General features: G+C 72.1%; 14 protein-coding genes. 5 read left to right on the forward strand and 9 right to left on the reverse strand.

The window, feature by feature from the left end:
• Window positions 1-31 precede the first annotated feature (31 nt).
• The 3 genes from ACFYMU_RS03545 (at window position 32) to ACFYMU_RS03555 (ending at window position 2,936) form a co-directional block, all read left to right on the forward strand.
• Window positions 32-1,192, forward strand: coding sequence for a magnesium and cobalt transport protein CorA (locus ACFYMU_RS03545; RefSeq protein ID WP_388367255.1), 1,161 nt, complete (start codon window positions 32-34; stop codon window positions 1,190-1,192).
• 83 nt (window positions 1,193-1,275) lie between these two features.
• Window positions 1,276-2,358: a MerR family transcriptional regulator gene (locus tag ACFYMU_RS03550; protein WP_388367256.1), complete on the forward strand. Its 1,083-nt coding sequence runs from the start codon at window positions 1,276-1,278 to the stop codon at window positions 2,356-2,358.
• Window positions 2,359-2,441: 83 nt separating this feature from the next.
• Complete coding sequence (locus tag ACFYMU_RS03555) at window positions 2,442-2,936, forward strand: GNAT family N-acetyltransferase (protein ID WP_388367258.1); 495 nt, start codon at window positions 2,442-2,444, stop codon at window positions 2,934-2,936.
• 353 nt (window positions 2,937-3,289) lie between these two features.
• On the opposite strand, the gene ACFYMU_RS03560 is transcribed toward ACFYMU_RS03555, so the two are convergent.
• Together ACFYMU_RS03560 and ACFYMU_RS03565 are read right to left on the reverse strand one after the other, a co-directional pair.
• On the reverse strand, window positions 3,290-3,991 hold the full coding sequence (locus ACFYMU_RS03560) for a hypothetical protein (protein ID WP_388367260.1): 702 nt from the start codon (window positions 3,989-3,991) through the stop codon (window positions 3,290-3,292).
• A gap of 91 nt (window positions 3,992-4,082) precedes the next feature.
• On the reverse strand, window positions 4,083-5,498 hold the full coding sequence (locus ACFYMU_RS03565; RefSeq protein WP_388367262.1) for an amidase: 1,416 nt from the start codon (window positions 5,496-5,498) through the stop codon (window positions 4,083-4,085).
• Window positions 5,499-5,735: 237 nt separating this feature from the next.
• Here ACFYMU_RS03565 and ACFYMU_RS03570 point away from each other — a divergent pair, with 237 nt between their 5' ends.
• A complete protein-coding gene (locus ACFYMU_RS03570) occupies window positions 5,736-6,653 on the forward strand; it encodes a DUF4232 domain-containing protein (RefSeq protein ID WP_388367264.1) in 918 nt (305 codons plus the stop codon).
• A 105-nt stretch (window positions 6,654-6,758) separates the two neighbouring features.
• Here the strand turns inward: ACFYMU_RS03570 and ACFYMU_RS03575 are convergent, their stop codons facing one another.
• From ACFYMU_RS03575 to ACFYMU_RS03585, 3 genes are read right to left on the reverse strand one after another with little or no spacing between them, the layout of a single operon-like run.
• The gene (locus ACFYMU_RS03575; RefSeq protein ID WP_388367266.1) at window positions 6,759-9,512 is read right to left on the reverse strand and encodes a bifunctional YncE family protein/alkaline phosphatase family protein; all 2,754 of its coding nucleotides are present in this window, start codon (window positions 9,510-9,512) and stop codon (window positions 6,759-6,761) included.
• A gap of 4 nt (window positions 9,513-9,516) precedes the next feature.
• The gene (locus ACFYMU_RS03580) at window positions 9,517-10,875 is read right to left on the reverse strand and encodes an ABC transporter permease (RefSeq protein ID WP_388367268.1); all 1,359 of its coding nucleotides are present in this window, start codon (window positions 10,873-10,875) and stop codon (window positions 9,517-9,519) included.
• Entirely contained in the window at window positions 10,872-11,813 is a 942-nt protein-coding gene (locus ACFYMU_RS03585; protein ID WP_388367270.1) for an ABC transporter ATP-binding protein, read from the reverse strand. The genes ACFYMU_RS03580 and ACFYMU_RS03585 overlap by 4 nt, the downstream gene beginning before the upstream one ends.
• A 409-nt stretch (window positions 11,814-12,222) precedes the next feature.
• Here ACFYMU_RS03585 and ACFYMU_RS03590 point away from each other — a divergent pair, with 409 nt between their 5' ends.
• Complete coding sequence (locus tag ACFYMU_RS03590) at window positions 12,223-12,387, forward strand: hypothetical protein (protein WP_388367272.1); 165 nt, start codon at window positions 12,223-12,225, stop codon at window positions 12,385-12,387.
• 37 nt (window positions 12,388-12,424) lie between these two features.
• On the opposite strand, the gene ACFYMU_RS03595 is transcribed toward ACFYMU_RS03590, so the two are convergent.
• The 4 genes from ACFYMU_RS03595 to ACFYMU_RS03610 all read right to left on the reverse strand — a co-directional run bounded on the left by ACFYMU_RS03595 (window position 12,425) and on the right by ACFYMU_RS03610 (window position 16,601).
• Window positions 12,425-13,870, reverse strand: a complete 1,446-nt coding sequence (locus ACFYMU_RS03595; RefSeq protein WP_388367274.1) for an FAD-dependent oxidoreductase — start codon at window positions 13,868-13,870, stop codon at window positions 12,425-12,427.
• Window positions 13,848-15,137, reverse strand: coding sequence for a polysaccharide pyruvyl transferase family protein (locus ACFYMU_RS03600; RefSeq protein WP_388367276.1), 1,290 nt, complete (start codon window positions 15,135-15,137; stop codon window positions 13,848-13,850). Before ACFYMU_RS03600 ends, ACFYMU_RS03595 begins: the two co-directional genes overlap by 23 nt.
• 69 nt (window positions 15,138-15,206) lie before the next feature.
• Window positions 15,207-15,752: a DUF1697 domain-containing protein gene (locus ACFYMU_RS03605; RefSeq protein ID WP_388367278.1), complete on the reverse strand. Its 546-nt coding sequence runs from the start codon at window positions 15,750-15,752 to the stop codon at window positions 15,207-15,209.
• Between the two features lie 42 nt (window positions 15,753-15,794).
• Complete coding sequence (locus ACFYMU_RS03610; RefSeq protein ID WP_388367280.1) at window positions 15,795-16,601, reverse strand: IclR family transcriptional regulator C-terminal domain-containing protein; 807 nt, start codon at window positions 16,599-16,601, stop codon at window positions 15,795-15,797.
• Window positions 16,602-16,611 lie beyond the last annotated feature (10 nt).

The raw sequence follows: 16,611 nt of genomic DNA on the forward strand, positions 1-16,611 counted from the left end.
AGACGTACATTCGACACGGGAGGCAGTCGCGATGTCCGAGCGCCGTGCCCGCCCCGCCCCGAAGAGCGGCAGGACGTCGGTCTGGCGCCGTGCCCTGAACCAGGCGCCGCCGCCCGCCCGCTCCCCGGCGTCCGGCTCCGGTCCGGTGGCGACGGAGACGGAGACGGAGACGGGCAGCGTCGTCCAGGCGGCCCTGTACCGGGACGGCGTCCGGGTGTCCTCACCCCCCTCGCTGGCCGACACCTTCCGCGAGCTGCGCGATGCGCCGGACGGCATGGCCTGGATCGGCCTGGCCCGTCCGACCGAGTCGGAACTCCTGTCCCTGGCCGAGGAGTTCGACCTGCACCCGCTGGCGGTGGAGGACGCCATGGAGGCGCACCAGCGGCCGAAGCTGGAGCGGTACGGCGACACGCTGTTCGTCGTGCTGCGCGCGGCCCGCTATCTGGACGCGCCGGAGGAGGTCGACTTCGGGGAACTGCACGTGTTCGTCGGCCCCGACTTCCTGATCACGGTCCGCCATGGCGCGGCCCCCGATCTGTCTGCGGTGCGCCGCCGCATGGAGGACTCCCCCGAGCTGCTGAAGCTGGGGCCGGAGGCGGTGCTCTACGCGATACTGGACGCGGTGGTCGACGGGTACGCCCCGGTGGTCGACGGCGTGCAGAACGACATCGACGAGATCGAGACCGAGGTCTTCCGCGGCGACCCGGAAGTCTCCCGCCGCATCTACGAACTCTCCCGCGAGATGGTGGAGTTCCAGCGCGCCACCCGCCCCCTGGTGGGCATGCTGCACGGCCTGATGGCGGGCTTCGCGAAGTACGGCACGGACGAGGAGCTCCAGCGCTATCTGCGCGACGTGGCCGACCATGTCACCCACACCAGCGAGCGCGTCGACGGCTTCCGCCAGGCCCTGACGGAGATCCTGACGGTCAACGCGACGCTGGTCACCCAGCAGCAGAACGCGGAGATGCGGGCGTTGGCGGAGGCGGGCTTCGAACAGAACGAGGAGATCAAGAAGATCTCGTCATGGGCGGCGATCCTGTTCGCCCCGACACTGGTCGGAACGGTCTACGGCATGAACTTCGCGCACATGCCGGAGTTGCACTGGGTGTTCGGATACCCCTTCGCGATCGGCCTGATGGCCGTCGTCTGCACCGGTCTGTACCTCGTCTTCAAGCGGCGGGACTGGCTCTGAGTTCCGAGTTCCACGACCCCGACTCCGCACCTGTTGACCCTCGACCTTGTCGAGGCCGCAGAGTTCCGGGTGTGGAGAACGACATGCGAAGCATCGGGGAGACGGCCCGGGACAGCGGACTGAGCGTGAGTGCGCTTCGGTTCTACGACCGTGCCGGTCTGCTGGTCCCCGCCTGGGTGGATCCGGTCAGCGGCTACCGCTGGTACGGCCCCGAGCAGCTCGACGAGGCCCGGCTGCTGGCCCGGTTGCGCCGGGCCGGTATGCCGTTGGCGGACCTCCGGCTGGCACTGGCCGGCTGGTCCGGCGCGGACACGGACCTGGTGCGAAAGCTCTTCGAGGCTCACCTGCGCCGTCTCGAACGGGCGCTGTCCGACGCCCGCAGCGAGTTCTCCGCGCTCCGAGCGCTACTCGACCACAGGGAGAACCCGATGACTTCGCCCCGCACCGCCGCCGTCCGGCTGTCCGTCCCCGCGCCGGAGCTGGCCGCCGCGCTGGACGCGGTCCGCTTCGCGGCCAGTACCGACCCGGAGCTGCCGATGCTCGGCGGAATCCTGTTCGACATCGAGGGCGAAGAGCTGCGCGTCGTGGCCACCGACCGCTACCGGATGGCCGTCGCGCACGCGGGCGCCACCGGGCACGGCGGCCCCCGCGTTCAGGTCATCGTGCCCCTCCCGCTCGCCGACGCGATGCGGCCCCTGCTGGACGGCGAGGAACCCGCCCGGCTCGCCGTGGACGGTGACCGTGTGACGCTGGAGACCGGCGACCGCCAGGCGGCCGGCCAGTGCCTCGACCACGACTTCCCCGACTACCGCCGCCTCGTCCGGTTGCCCGCCGGGCGACGGGCCCTCGTCGATGCGGCGGCCTTCCGGGAGGCGCTCACGACCGGTCCGGCCCGCACGAGCGAAGTGCGCGGGCCGGACGGTACGTCCTGCGACCTCAGCGTGCTCAGGGTGACCGACGACGGCACGGTGACCGTCTGCGAGGACGGTGACGACGACCGGGACAACGTCGCCGTCAACCGCGAGTTCCTGCTGCACGCGCTCGCTGCCGGGGCCCGGGACCAGCTGGTCCTGGAGCTCGGCGCCCCCACGACACCCCTCGTGATCCGGCGGCCCGACGACGAGCCGGCCTTCTCGATCCTGATGCCGGTCCGCCTGGAGAACTAGGGTCGCCTCAGGCGACGTTCGCCCCGTCTTGGGTTGTCCCGTGCGCCTTGCGGCGGGGCGGGCGAGCTGGAAGGCTCCCCCGCATGGCGGTCTTGGTCAGGGCTGCGGAGCGGGAGGACGTGCCCGCGCTTGTTCGCCTGCGTCTCGCGAATGCCGAGAGGCATGTCCAACTCGATCCGGCCATCTACCGCGTGCCCGACGCCGAGGCCGTACGCAGGCATTTCGAGGAAGTGCTTGCGGCCGAGCCCCAAGTGCTGATCTTGGTCGCCGAGGCGGTGGGCGAGGTAGTGGGCATGGTGGAGGTGGTGCTGCTGGCGGATCCCCCGGACCATCAGATCCTGGCTCCCCGCCGCGCGGCCGAGATCCACACCGTCGTCCTGGACGGGCATCGCGGTGACGGCATCGGGGCGGCCTTGCTGACGGCGGCGGAGAAGGCCGCCGCGGAGCGCGGTGTCCTGGTCGTCCATGCCGGCATCTTCACGCCGAACAAGGGAGCCGTTCGCTTCTACTCTTCGGCCGGCTTCGGGCCGCGCGGGACCCTGCTGAGCAAGGAGCAAGGCGCGCCCGCGGCAGGCTGATACGTCTCCGGCCGGAGAGCGGGCGGCCGGCTGCTGTGCGACGTTCGCCCGAGCCACGACCTTGCGGAGTCGTTCGTCAGCGGCGTGCTTGTTCCGCCGGGCAGTCGGCGGGCCTGCGCGTCGGCCACCACCCGGCCACGGTCACCGGCGGCGTCGAGGAACGCGGCGGTGTCCCGCACGGAGCGGCAGGTCCTGGGTCGGGTGGAGCATGGTGGAGCACCCGACCGCCCGGTCACCTGCTCGATCTCGCCGGCGAGGCCGGCGGGCGGTGCCTCCTCCGGTTCGGAGGCGAGGTCGCCATCACATTCGGCGATGCGCTGCCACAGCTCCTGAACGGACGCCTCGTCGAAGTGTCAGGGGCCGGAGCCCTGGACCGGTTCGCCGGTCCGCAGCCGCTTCGCGCGCTCGATCAGGTCGCCCCAGCGCGGATGGGGGGCGAAGGTCAGCTCGATGCCGTGCGCGGCAGCGAGTTCCCGCAAGCCCGCGAAGGCCTGGCTGGGGTCGTCGCCTTCGGCCAGATCGTCCAGCATCCGCTCGATGGCGCAGAACGCAGAGTCGCGGGTGGCGAGCTCGAACGCGTCGAGAAGCTGCTCCGGGAACGAGTCGGCCATGGCCTGCCCACCGTCGGTGAGATCCTCGGCGAGATCGTCCCACACTTCGGTGACGTAGGACTCGTCGAGATGCCAAGGACCCGGCTCGGGGAGGGACTCGCCGGCCTCGATGCGGCGGGCCCGCTCCAGGACGTCACCGTGGTCGGGGTGCGGCGCGAAGACCGTGGTGATGCCGTACTGCGCGAACCCGCGCCGGAACGCTGCGAACACCTCGCTGGGGTCGCCGGGGTCCTGGCCTGCCACGGTCGAGACGAGCAGGTCGAAGAAGTCCGTCCCGGAACGTTCCTCCGCCTCCCGCTGCCACTCTTCGTAGAAGACGTTGTAGAGCATCCCCTCGATCCAGAGCTTGTTGCCGAAGACCTCGCGCGTGTCCCGCCAGATCTGCTTCACCTGCTCGGTGTCGAACTCCCAGACGGTCGTCCCGCCGCCCCCGTTGTGATCCATGGCGGGGATGCTATACGGGGGCTCCGACATCACGCGGAGGCGGCGTACCGGGCCTGGACCCGCCGGACGTGGACGACACGCGCCGTCGGTGTCAGAGGTCCTGGATACGCCGGAAAGGGCGGTCGGCCTCCAGTGCGAACGCGGCTTCCAGCAGCGTCCGTTCGTCGCCGGGGCGGCCGGAGAACATGACGCCGATGGGCAGCCCGTCCGCTGTCGCCCTGGTGGCGGGCACCGAGATCGACGGGGTACCGACGACGTTGTTGACCGGGGTGAACGCGACGTAGGCGACGATCCGCTCGATCAGCGTCGGGTACGAGATCGCCGGGTCGAGGTGGCCGAGGGGTGGCGTGGTGTGAGCGAGCACCGGGGAGAGGATCAGGTCGAGCCCGCGGAACGCCACCGCGTACGCCTCCTGCGAACGTCTCAGCCGGCGCAGAACGCCCGGCGTGCGATGCCAGCTCTTCAGGTAGGTCCCGCGCAGTCCCCGGCTGAGACCGTCCATCCGGCGCCGGTCGAAGCCCGTACCGAGGGTACGGCCGGTGGCGCCGATCAGGAACGACAGCAGACCCCAGTAGGTGAGGAAGTCCTCGGCGAAAGAGGGGTCGATCGCCAGCTCCACCGGCTCCACGGTGTGGCCGAGCCGCTCCAGCCTCGCCGCGGTCTCCGTGACGGCGGCCAGGGTGTCGGCGTCGCAGGAGACACCGGTCGGCGAGTCCAGCAGGAGGCCGATGCGCAGCCGCCGCGGCGAGGGGCCTTCGACCAGGCCGACGGGCGGCAGCCTCGGGTTGCGCCAGTGCGTCTCGGCGGCGGCGAGGAACGCGGCGGTGTCCCGCACCGAGCGGCTCACGACGCCGTCGGTGACGAGGTCGATCGGCAGTCGGCGGCCCTGCGCGTTGGCCACCACCCGGCCACGGGTCGGCTTCAGCCCGACGAGGCCGCAGCAGGCGGCGGGGATGCGGATCGATCCGCCGCCGTCGTTGGCGTGCGCGATCGGCACGGCCCCGGCCGCCACGAGCGCCGCGCTCCCGCCCGACGAGCCGCCCGCCGAGTGGCCCGTGTGCCACGGGTTGCGCACGGGCTCGGCGTTCTCGTACTCGGTGGTCGGGCTGAACCCGAACTCGGGCAGCCGGGTCTTGCCGAGCACCGTGACGCCGGTGCTCAGGAGCTGCCGGGTGAAGGGCGCGTGCCGCCGGGCGGCCTTCGGCACGAACGCGGCGCTGCCGTGTCCGGTGGGGAGCCCCCGGTAGTCGGTGTTGTCCTTGACGAAGGTGGGCACCCCGGCGAAGGAACCGTCCGCACCGGAGTCCTGCGCCGGAGGCTCGGCGTGCACCTGGACGGCGTTGAGCCGCGCCTCCACCGCCCTGACCCGCGCCGCCGCGTCCCGGGCGGCCTCGGCGGCGCCGACCTCCCGCCGCCGGATCGCCTCGGCGAGCCCGACCGCGTCGTGCTCGCCGAGGGCGTCGTCGCGGAACGCGTGCACGGTTGCCCGTTCCTCAGAAGTCGTCACCGCTGGCTCCCCGTTCACGCGTGGATGGTTGCCCGACATCATTCCTTACCGGCGAGTAGGAAACGAGGGCCGGTACGGGACCTCCGCACGATCCGGTCACACCGACCCCACCGGGGCCCGCCCCGCCGCCGGCTCACTCGGGGCATACGTCAGGAACCGGTGGCCCGTGACAGGCCTGTGACCGGGACTGTGGCCTGCGTCACGGTTCGGCGCTCGCGGCGCTGATGGGATGGTCCGATGCGCAAAGCCACTCCCCTTCTTCCGGCCCTCGCCGCGCTCCTGCTGCTCACGGCCTGCGGTTCCGAACAGGCAGGCGCCCCCGGCGCGACCGCCCCCGCGTCCGGAACCCCCGTCACCGCCCCGCCGGTTGACGGCGTCCGGATCACTTCGGTGACCCTCCCCTCCCCTACGCCCACTCCCAGCTCCGACCGGTTCTCCGTCCACGCCGAACCCCTCCCCACCGGTGGCTCCGGGGCCTCGGCCACCTACGAAGTCACCAACAGCGGCACCGAGGCGCTGACGTACACGATCCTGTTCGTCTTCACCACGGACACCGGCGAGGTCATGGCCAACAGCCACGAGACCGTGCGTCGGGTGCGCCCCGGCGCGACCGCGCGCGGCACCGTCCGGATGGGGGTGCCGGCCCCAGGAGCGTCCCCGGTGACGCGCGTCAAGGTCTCCCGGGTGACCAAGGTGCCCGCCGCCGAGGCGCCGCCCGCGCCCGGCGAGTGCCCGCCCTCCGGCATCCGCCTCACCACCGATGACGGCGACGCCGCGATGGGGCTGCGCGTGGTGGGCCTGCACCTGGAGAACTGCGGGAAGCGCGCCTACTCGCTCGACGGTTACCCGCTCCTGGAACTGCTGGACGCGGGCCTGTCACCCGTCCACGGCGTCCGGATCGTCCATGGGAGCGGTGGCATCAGCACCGGTACCGGCTTCGACGAGCCGGCCCGCCCACTGGTCCTGAAGCCGGGCGAGAGCGCCCTCTCGGGCCTCATGTGGCGCAACACCACCGAGTCCGGCACAGCCGTCAACGTCCCGTACGTCAGGGTGCGGGCCCGGCAGGGCGCCGATCCGGTGACCGTGACACCCGGCCTCGATCTCGGCACCACCGGCAAGCTGGCGGTCCGCGCCTGGACGCGCCCGCCGAAGTAGGACGCTTCTCCTACGATCCGCTGCTGCAACAGCCCCGGCACCGAGGAGGAGTCCCCGGCCCGCGGTGACCGCCGGCCGGGGACCCCTTGACGCGATCGGCCCGCGTCAGCCGTCGGACTCCGCGGACGGGAGGTAGGCGCCCGGTACGTCGTCCGGCGCGAAGATCTCGGCCTCGCCGGGGTACGGCTTCTTCCAGTCGTGCGTCTGGTACCACGTGAAGTGGTTCATCTGCGCGGGGTTGGCGAAGTCGGGCACGGCGTTCGGCCCGGTCAGCCGCTGGTGCGACTTCCACTTCTCCCACTGTGCCGCGAGGGCCCGCTTGTCCGCCGGCACCTTCGCCGACGGCGCGGCGGCCGCGGCGGGGTCCTGCGGCGCGGGGGTGTCGACGCCGCAGGCGGGCGGGGTCGACAGGCCCGCGGTGAGCGAGGTCCGGTTGGGCAGTGCCGTGAAGGGCGTGGGGTCCGGGTGCCGGGTGAACGCCGCACGCATCGGGCTGGCCGCGCTGTCCTTCTGGTTCATCGGGTGGATCCCGAGGATCTGCTCGATGGTCCGGATCATCGTGATCTGCGAGTAGTAGTGGCTGTCGACGACGCCGTGCCGGGCCCAGGGGCTGATGATCTGGACCGGGGCGCGGTGGCCGTCGACGTGGTCGAGGCCGGCCTGGGAGTCGTCCTCGACCACGAAGACCGCCGAGTCCTTCCAGTACCTGCTGTGCGAGATCTCGTCGACGATCCTGCCGGTCGCGAGGTCGTTGTCCGCGACCTGGGCGGCGGAGTTCGGCGGACCGCCGGTGTGGTCGCTGGAGAGCCAGAACATGTTGAGGTTCGCCGGCCCGTTCCTCTCGAAGTCACGCTTCCAGATCTCGTACCGGTAGACGTCCGGGATGCTGGTGTCGAACTTCGGGAAACCGTGCACCGACACGTCGTTGAGCGAGGGGATCGGCGAGGACGAGTTCAGGGGGTAGGCGGTGTCCTGCCCGGTCGCGCCCATCGTCCTGGCGTCGCAGTACAGGTTCTGCCAGCTGGCGCCCGACGGCTTGGTCAGGAACTGCTGGAACTCGCCGAAGTTCCGCACGGACTTGCCCGCCGCCTGCGCACCCGTCCACAGGAACCCGGTCCGCTGGTGGCCGAGAGCGTCGTCCTCGGTGTCGTAACTCCGCGCGTACTCACCGGCCGAGGACTCGGTGTACTCCGGGTTGTCGGCCTGCATCAGCCAGTTGTGCCCCTCGGCGGAGTTCGTGCCGATGTCGTACGTGTTGTCGTACAGCCCGAACTGCCGTGCCAGCGCGTGCTGGTTCGGCGTCACGTTCTCGCCGAACTCCGCCAGCGACGGGTCGCCGTCGCCTTCCGGAACGTCGCCCAGGACCTGGTCGTAGGTCCGGTTCTCCTTGACGATCAGGAACACGTGCTTGATCGTCGAGGGGTCGCCGAGCCGCGCGGGAACCGGCACCGGCCTGCTGCGGCCGCCGCCCCGGGTCCGGGTGACCGCGCCGCCGTACCAGCCGTTCTGCCGGAAGACCTTGGCCGTCTGGGACCTGATGACCCTGTCGTCCGGCAGCGTGAACCGCTGCAGGCTGGACGTCGTGTCGTGGGTGCCGTGCCCGGCACGGTCGGTGGGGCGGCGGGCGTCGACGCCGCGGGTGTTGGAGACCACCACCTGGTCGCCGACGGTCGCGATCTCCGCGGGGAAGTAGTCCGTCGGGAGCAGCCCGACGTAGCCGACGGGCTCCTGCGGGGTCGTGTACCGGTAGACGGCGACCGCGTTCGCGCGGCCGAGCGTCACCAGCAGGTGGCCGTCGGCGGTGAGCGTCACCGCGTCGGGCTCGTAGCCCACCGACGCCTCCGGCCACGGCTGGGTGGCGATGGTCTGCACGACCTTGTCGCTGTGGGTGTCGATGACCGACACCTCGTCGGTGGCGGTGTCGGTGACGAACAGCGCCCCCTTCCTGGCGTAGAGGGCCGTCGGGTGCAGACCGACGTCGATGCTCCTGACGGCGGCGTCCGGTTCCGCCAGGTCGATGACGCTGACCGTGCCGGTGGTGGTGGCACCGGTCCTCGGGTCGGCCGGTACCGGGGTGTTGTAGGAGTTGATCGTGGTGTCGCCGGGCCTCGCCGGACGCCCGCCCTCGTTGCTGACGTAGAGCTTGCCGCCGGCCTCGGCCATGTCGCGCGGGGCGTTGCCCACGGCCCAGCTCCGCTCGACGGTCCCGGTCGCCGCGTCGATGGCGACCACGCGGTTCTGGCCGTTGACGGCGGAGTACACGGTGGATCCGTCGGCCGAGAACACCGGCTCACCCACCAGCGCGTGCCTGGGTCCGTCCGCCGGGATCCTGACGGACGTCGGGTCGGCGACGCTGCCGTCCGGGTTCACGGTGAACCTGGTGTAGCCGTCGGTCTGGCCGAGCCACAACTGCGAGCCGTCGGGCGAGTACGTGGGGCCTTCCTGGCCCACGGCGTTGCTGGGTATGCGCAGGTCCGCCGCCGCGGAGGTGCCGACGCGCTGCTGCACCGTCCACGTCCTCAGGTCCACGAGGGACAGCGCCATCCCGCCGTCGGTGAGCGAGGCCGCGAGGTGGGTGCCGTCCGGGCTGACCGAGGACGACATGATCTTGCCGTTGTCGATGACGAGGCGGTCGCCGTACGGGGCGATGTACTGGTCGCTGGAGATGACCTGGCCACGGCCGGTGATCTGGCCGACCCGGTCGGTGCCGAACTGGTGCGTCTGCGCGAACGCGGTGCCGACGGCGGCCAGGGCGAGCGCGGTCGTGGCCGCCGTCAGCAGGCGTATTCGGCGGCGGACGCGTCCGGCCGGGAAGCCGGAGTGCTCCTTCTGGACCCGCCTGCGGCGCGTTACCTGCATGGAGTCATCCCTTCGCGGTGGTGGAGAGCAGTTCCACGTTCCCGTCGAACTGCCAGAGCGGGTTCGGCGCGTCCCCGTTCGAAGTCCGCACCAGGAAGTAGCCGTTCACTTCCTTCGGTCCGTCGCCGTCGGCCACGAACCTGCCGTCTGCGGCGATGTCGAGCTGGTAGACGGCCGTCCCCGTGGCCGTCACGCCGGGGAGATGCCAGGAGACGACGCAGCGCCAGTCGTTGCCCGGTCCCTCGGGGGTGAGCCGGCCGGCGCCCTTGGTGCAGGCCGCCGTGGCCCGCAACCGGGCCTCGGTGACGTCGGGGCGGTGGAGCTGCCGGGTCTGCAGCCGGTAGAGGTGGGCGAACGCCGTGGCGAGCGACCGCTGCACCTTGTCCTGCTCGATCCCGGAGCCCGTGGACGGGGTCGCCACGGCGACGACCGTGGCCGTGAGGGCGACCAGTGCGGCAGGCGGCAGCAGTCCGGTGGTGATCGCCCGGTGCCCGGCGCCGTCGTACGCGGGGTTGGTGAAGTCGCGCCGCACGAAGAGCAGATGGGCCAGCGCGGTCGCCGTCACCGCCCACACGAGGCTGACCGCGACGCCGATCAGGAGCGGGCCGAGCTGTGCCGGACCGGTGAACAGACCGTTCCAGGCGATGAAGGTGTAGCCGGGCAGGGCGAGTCGCAGGGCGACGGGCAGCGACAGCATCTGGGCGAGTTGCAGGACGAGCGCGACGAGCGCGGGCAGCAGCAGTCCCATCGGGGACCGTCCCAGCGCGACGGATCCGAGCAGCCCGATCGCGGCGAGGGCCAGCGTCGGGGCGAGCGCGCACACCCAGGCGAGGAGGACCTTCCCGGCGGCGTCCGAAGGCGCCAGCAGATGGCCGTCGAGGCCGACCAGCGGCCGGTTGCCGACCGCCACGAGCCCGCCGACCGTGCTGGAGCAGGCCAGCCCGGCCACCAGCAGCAGGAGGACGGTGAGGCCGGCCAGTGCCTTCGCCGCGAAGATCCGCCGGGGCGAGCGGACCGCGACCAGCAGATGGCGCCAGGTACCGAGACGGTCCTCGGAGGCGAACACGTCGCCGGCGACCACCGAGGTCAGCAGCGGGAGCGCCCAGGTGCCCGCGAAACCGAGCACCACCAGCGGCCCCGCCCATCCCGTGGCGTGCATCCACCGGCCGAAGAGGGTGTCGGTGGGGAGGGTGCTCTGCCGGCTGACCGCGGCGACGAAGAGCGCCGGTGCGATCCAGCAGGCGAGGACCAGCAGGCGGATCCGCCATTGCGCGACGAGTTTGACCAGCTCGAAGCGGTAGCCGCGCGGCACCGAGACGCGGGGGGCGCCCGGCGCCCGGTCGTCGGCGGTGGTCGTGGTCATCCGGCGTCCTCCCGCGGCTCGGTGAGGGAGAGGAACGCGGCTTCCAGCGGCGACACCACGGGCGTGAGTTCGCGCACCGCTATGCCCGCGTGCACGAGCCGCGCCACCAGGTCGTCCAGCGCGGGGATCCGCGCGCGCACGACGAGCCTCTCGGCGTCATGCCGGAGGGGGGCGTCGTCGACGACGCGGATCCCGGCCGTGCCGGTGGCAAGCCCGCGGGCGGCCGGCGGGTCGGAGGTCAGCAGCCGGTAGTCGAGTTCACGGTTCTCGGCGGCCAGCTCGGCCACCGGGCCGGAGAAGACGACCCGCCCCGTGGCGATGATGGTGACCTCGGAGCACAGTGCCTCGAGGTCGTCCATACGATGGCTGGAAAGCACGACGCCGGTTCCGTCGGCCGCGAGCCGGGTGAGGACGCCGTGGACGTGCTTCTTGCCGGCCGGGTCGAGCCCGTTGGCCGGTTCGTCGAGCACGAGCAGCCGGGGCCCGGTGAGCAGGGCGGCGGCGAGGCCGAGCCGCTGGCGCATGCCGAGGGAGAATCCGCGGACCCGGTCGTCGGCGACGTCGGTGAGCCCGACCTGGTCGAGCACGTCGCCGATTCCCGCGGTCCGGGCGTCGCTCCCGCGGAGGGCGGCCAGCGCGGCGAGGTTCTGCCTGGCGGTGAGCGAGGGGTAGAGCCCGGGCCCGTCCACGAAGCCGGCGACACCGTCGGGGGCGGCGAGCGCACGTCCGACGGGCGTGCCCAGGATCTCCAGACGGCCGCTGTCGGCGACGGCCAGGCCGAGCAGGAGGCCGAGCAAGGTGGTCTTGCCTGCGCCGTTCGGCCCGACCAGGCCGTGGATCCGCCCCCGCGCCACGTCCAGATCGATGCCGTCGAGCGCGACAACGTTGCCGAAACACTTGGTGATCCCGCGAGCCCGGACTGCGGGGAGTGTGTCCATGAGTCCCTTCCTTCGCCGCCTTCACGGAACTTAGATACGGCACACGGCGCGGACTGGCACGGGGGATTGAACGTTCGGGGAACAAGCGGCGATCGGTATGCGCCACGGGGCGGACCGGGCGGTGCCCGCCCGGCCGGAGCGGTGGCTCGTGGCGCGTGTGCGGATCCGGTGCACGGGTACTCGCGGAGCACCGCGGTCCCGAACAGCGGCCCGGGCCCGAACCGGCCGGCCGGTTCGGGCCCGGGCCGCTGGGACGGATGCGCCGACAGGAGAGTGGGATGCCCGATCGCGTCACGGACATCTGGGGCCGACGTGCCGGCACAAGACCTCCGAACTGCTCGGCCGACGGCCGCAGTCGGGCCTGCTCCTCCTGCGCGACCTGCGACACCTGTATCTGACGGCCCAGGCGGTGGACGTCCACTGGATCCTGCTCGGCCAGGTCGCTCAGGCGGTGCGCGACCACCGGCTGCTGGAGGATGTCACCGTCCTCCACAAGGAGACCCTCACCCAGATCAAGTGGCTCAAGACCCGGCCCAAGGACGCCGCGCCCCAGGTCCTGGCGACGGCCGACTGAACGGGGTTCTCACGCCGGCCGCCGGGTGCGGCACGGTTCACCCGGGTGGTGGATCGAGCTCCGCGCGGATCTCCTTGCGCACATAGGCGCCCTGCCGGACGAGTTCGCGCTGCACCCGGGCGGCGGGCACGCCCCGCGGGGCGCAGTCGAGGTGGATCGCGAGGGCGGCGCACACGCCCGCGGCCTGTCCGGTCGCCATGGCGATGGGCATCACACGGTACGAGGAGTGGGCCACGTGTGTTCCCGAGATGCAGCGGCCCGCGACCAGCATCCGTTCGGCGCCCGTGGGGAGCAGGCAGCGCAGCGGGATGTCGTACATGCTGCCGCGCGGCACGCGCCGCAGCGTGGTGCCGGTGCCGCGGGGGTTGTGGATGTCGACGGGGTAGGCGCCGTGCGCGATCGCGTCCGGGAAGTGCCGGGCCGCCAGGATGTCGTGGCCGGTCAGCTGGTAGTCGCCCAGGATGCGGCGGCTCTCGCGCACGCCGACCTGTACCCCGCTCTGCACGGCGTAGGAGCTTTCGAAGCCGGGGACGCGGGTGCGCAGGAAGTGGTCGATCTGGGCCATCTGGCGGCGCGTGACCCACTCGGCGCGGGTCAGGTCCCACACGCTGGTGCCCAACGCACGGGTGATACGGGTGCTGTTGACGCTGACCTCGCGGGGGTGCGGAGTGGCGAAGAAGAGGATGTCCTCCCGGGGCAGGTTCAGTTCGCCCGCCTCCGTGGCGTCCTGGACGAGGTCCCACAGGCCGTGCACACCGCGCCACTGGTCGGGGTGTTCCCGCACGTACGCGGCGAACTCCGGCTGCAGGAAGTCGACCACGCGGAACATCAGGGTCATCGGCTGCACCAGCCCGTCCTCGGGCCGTCCGATCTCGTACGGGGCTCCCGCCGCTGCCGCCAGGTCGCCGTCGCCGGTGCAGTCCACGACCACCCTCGCGTCGATCACGACCGGGCCCGACTTGGTCTCGAAGACCACCCGCCAGCCGTCCTCCAGCGGCAGCGCCGCGGAGGCGAAGGAGTGCAGCAGCAGCCGTACCCCCGCCTCGTCCAGCAGGTCGAGGGTGACGAGTTTGAAGACCTCGGGGTCGAACGGCACGGTGTAGCCGGTTTCCAGGGTGGGCGGGACGGCGCCGCCGCGCCGGGTGAGCCGGCCCAGCAGCCGTGACACCGCCCCGCCCACCACTGCCTCGCCGGGGCCGTGGTCGGGCGGGAGCAGGCGGGTGGTGTCGCCCTCCACGGCCTGCTGCATCTCGTTGTGGAAGGACATCAGCGGCATGACGAGGGCCACCGTCGCGCTGCCGCCGAGGAAGCCGTACCGCTCGACGAGGATCACATCGGCGCCGGCGTCCGCGGCGGCGAGCGCCGCGCCGAGCCCGGCCGGCCCTCCGCCCACCACGAGCACGTCCACCGCGCCGGCGTACGCGGCCGTGCGGGGCGGCAGAGTGACGGTGTGCGGTTGGTCAGGTGGAGTCAGGATCGGCATCGGCTTCCCCATCCGCGCGGGCGAGCACCCCCGCGCCCGGCCCTGCCCTGTCCGCCGTCGGCGGAGCGAGTACGTCGGTGCTGAGCTGCGGTACGGCCACGCGGTCGGGAGGCCCGGCCCGCGCCGCTTCGATGTCCGCCAGCAGCGCGCCGCAGCGGCCCCATGTCACCCGGGAGAGGTCGCGCAGCTCCGCGACGCGCCCGGCGAGCGCCGCCCGCCGTCCCGGATATTCGTCCCACAGCCGGTCGACCTCGGCGATCAGCAGCCCGGCCTGTTCCCGTGCCACCCCGACCAGCGCCGGAGCCCCGAGCCTGCGGGCGAAGTCGAAGACCTTTCCCGCGTACGGGAGCGGCAGGAACGGCGCGCCGGCCAGGGCGGCGAAGATCAGGAAGTGCAGCCGCATCCCCACGGCCAGGTCCACGTGCCGCATGAAGCCCAGCAACTGGGCGGGCCGGTACTCACCGTGCAGGATCCGGCACCGGTCGGGCGCCGTCATATGGGACAGGACCGCATGGGCGTGGCGCACGTCCTGCCGCTCCATCGGCATGAACACCACATGGGCATCGAGGCGGCGCACCAGGAAGTCCCCCACGTCGGCGAGCAACGCGTGGTAGTCGGACACATCGAGGTGCTCGGCCGCCCGGCCGGGCTCCCGCACGGACATCGCCACCAGCCGGGTGCCGGGCGGCACGCCCTCGTGCCGCAGCATCCGCCGGGTGAACTCCTCCGGGGCGAGCATCATGGCCGGGTCCGCGGTGACCGTGATCTCCCGCTCGACGCCGGCCTCCTCCAGGACCAGGCGGGACTCGTCGTCGCGCACCACCACGTCGTCCATGCCCGCCAGGACGGTCCGCACCGTCCTCAGGTCCTCGGCCTCGCGCAGCGGTCCGGCGCCGACGGCGTAGGCGAAGGTGCGCGTGCCGAGGTCCTGCGCCACGCCGACCAGCCGCAGATAGCGGCGGGCCTCGCTGTCGTAGAGGATCCCGCCGCCGCCGAGGACCAGCAGGTCGAGACCGGACAACGACTCCCGCATCTGCTGCTGGCTGATCCCCTCCCAGCCCCTCACGTCGTCCACGTGGCGGTGATGTGCGGCGGTGTGCGCGGGGTTCCTGCTGAAGACGACCAGCCGCGCGTCCGGGTGTGCGGCGCGCAGGCAGCCGAGCACGCAGGCGAGGATGGACTCGTCACCGATGTTGAAGCCGCCGTACGAGCCCAGCACTCCGATCACGGGCGCCTGCGCGGCGCCTGCCGCTCCGCCTGGGTTCACAGTCGTCCACAGTCGTCGTGTTCCTCGTTCGTGCAGGCCGGGTACCCGCATGCGCGGCACCCACCCGTGTCAGGCCGCGCCCTTCTTGGCGGCGGCGAGGATGGCGGCGACGGTGTGGAAGTAGCGCGTCGTCGCGTCGCGCCCGAGGTGGCGTTCCTGGAATCCCTTGGCAGCGGGCGCCCTGCCGTTGATCAGGTACCAGAGCACGAACGCCTCGTACGCGGTGGTGCGGACGATCTCCATGTCCTTCTTCGGGGAGAGCAGGGGCAACTCCATCGCCGGATCGATCCGCTCGGTCGTGAACACCACGCAGCAGCGCATGTCGGCGGTGACGGTGATGTCCTTGAACGGGTCGAGCGCGATGAGCGCCTCCACCTCCGGGACGGTGCGCAGGCAGACGGCCACGTCGTAGCCGAGGACCTCCCGCAGGCGGGTGCTGATGGTGCCGCCCAGTGCCGCGCGGTCCTCCTCGTCGGTCTCGAAGAAGACGTTCCCGCTCTGGATGTGGCTGCGCACCGAGTCGAAGCCCATGTCCCGGAACAGGCCACGGAGGCGGTCCATTCGCACGGAGCGGCCGGGGACGTTCAGGCCGCGCAGAAACGCGATGTAGAGCACGGCCGACCACCCTATCCGCGGCGGGGGCACGCGACCATACGCTCAGCCCGCGCCGTCGACGGTCTCCAACGGGCGCGCCCGCCAGGCCGCCCAGTCGGCGCTGATGGCGCCGGCGGTCCGCAGGAGCAGCGGCAGGTGGTGCTCGACGAGGGTCTCCGCGGTGGTCTCGGCGGCGTGGGCGTTGACGTTCACGGCGGCGACCGCGTTCCCGTCCCCGTCCCGCACCGGTGCGGCGACGGAGCGGATACCGAGCGCGAGGTCCTGGTCGGTGACCGCCCAGCCCTTGGCCCGGACGTCCCGCAGCACGGCGTCGATCTCGTCGCGCGCCGGGTTCCAGCGCGGGGTGACGCCGGAGCGGCTGGGCTCGGCCAGGACCTTGTCGAGCTCCTCGCGGGAGAGGGCGGCCAGCAGGACCTTGCCGAGCGAGGTCTGCAGCGCGGGGAACCGGGTGCCGACGGTGACGGCGAGCGTGACCAGCTTCGGCACCGCGACACGGGCGACGTAGACGATGTCGGAGCCGTCGAGCTGGGCGACGGAGCAGGACTCGCCGGTCTGCGCGACCAGTTCGCGCAGGTGGGGGCGGGCCAGCTCCCACAGGTTCATCGAGCCGACGTAGGCGGTGCCGAGGTCGAGCACCCGGGGGGTGAGCGAGAAGCCGCGCTCCCCGGACCGGACGTACCCGAGCTGCTCCAGGGTGATGAGGATGCGCCGGGCGGTGGGCCGGGCGAGGCCGGTGGCGGTCGCTATCTCGCTGAGCGTCATCGACTCGGTGCCGGGCGGGAAGCAGCGCAGGACGTCCAGCCCCCTGGCGAGGGCCTCGATGAACTCGGGATTTCCGTCTCTACGCATGCGCCAAGGC

The organism is Streptomyces sp. NPDC007264 (assembly GCF_042869095.1).
Lineage (GTDB): Bacteria > Actinomycetota > Actinomycetes > Streptomycetales > Streptomycetaceae > Streptomyces.

What these genes read in the sequence shown, in the direction of transcription:
- ACFYMU_RS03555 (WP_388367258.1), top strand. Translation starts at nt 2,442, where the DNA reads ATGGCGGTCTTGGTCAGGGCTGCGGAGCGGGAGGACGTGCCCGCGCTT.
- ACFYMU_RS03610 (WP_388367280.1), bottom strand. Translation starts at nt 16,601, where the DNA reads ATGCGTAGAGACGGAAATCCCGAGTTCATCGAGGCCCTCGCCAGGGGG.
- ACFYMU_RS03580 (WP_388367268.1), bottom strand. Translation starts at nt 10,875, where the DNA reads ATGACCACGACCACCGCCGACGACCGGGCGCCGGGCGCCCCCCGCGTC.
- ACFYMU_RS03545 (WP_388367255.1), top strand. Translation starts at nt 32, where the DNA reads ATGTCCGAGCGCCGTGCCCGCCCCGCCCCGAAGAGCGGCAGGACGTCG.
- ACFYMU_RS03560 (WP_388367260.1), bottom strand. Translation starts at nt 3,991, where the DNA reads ATGGATCACAACGGGGGCGGCGGGACGACCGTCTGGGAGTTCGACACC.
- ACFYMU_RS03570 (WP_388367264.1), top strand. Translation starts at nt 5,736, where the DNA reads ATGCGCAAAGCCACTCCCCTTCTTCCGGCCCTCGCCGCGCTCCTGCTG.
- ACFYMU_RS03595 (WP_388367274.1), bottom strand. Translation starts at nt 13,870, where the DNA reads ATGCCGATCCTGACTCCACCTGACCAACCGCACACCGTCACTCTGCCG.
- ACFYMU_RS03550 (WP_388367256.1), top strand. Translation starts at nt 1,276, where the DNA reads ATGCGAAGCATCGGGGAGACGGCCCGGGACAGCGGACTGAGCGTGAGT.
- ACFYMU_RS03575 (WP_388367266.1), bottom strand. Translation starts at nt 9,512, where the DNA reads ATGCAGGTAACGCGCCGCAGGCGGGTCCAGAAGGAGCACTCCGGCTTC.
- ACFYMU_RS03585 (WP_388367270.1), bottom strand. Translation starts at nt 11,813, where the DNA reads ATGGACACACTCCCCGCAGTCCGGGCTCGCGGGATCACCAAGTGTTTC.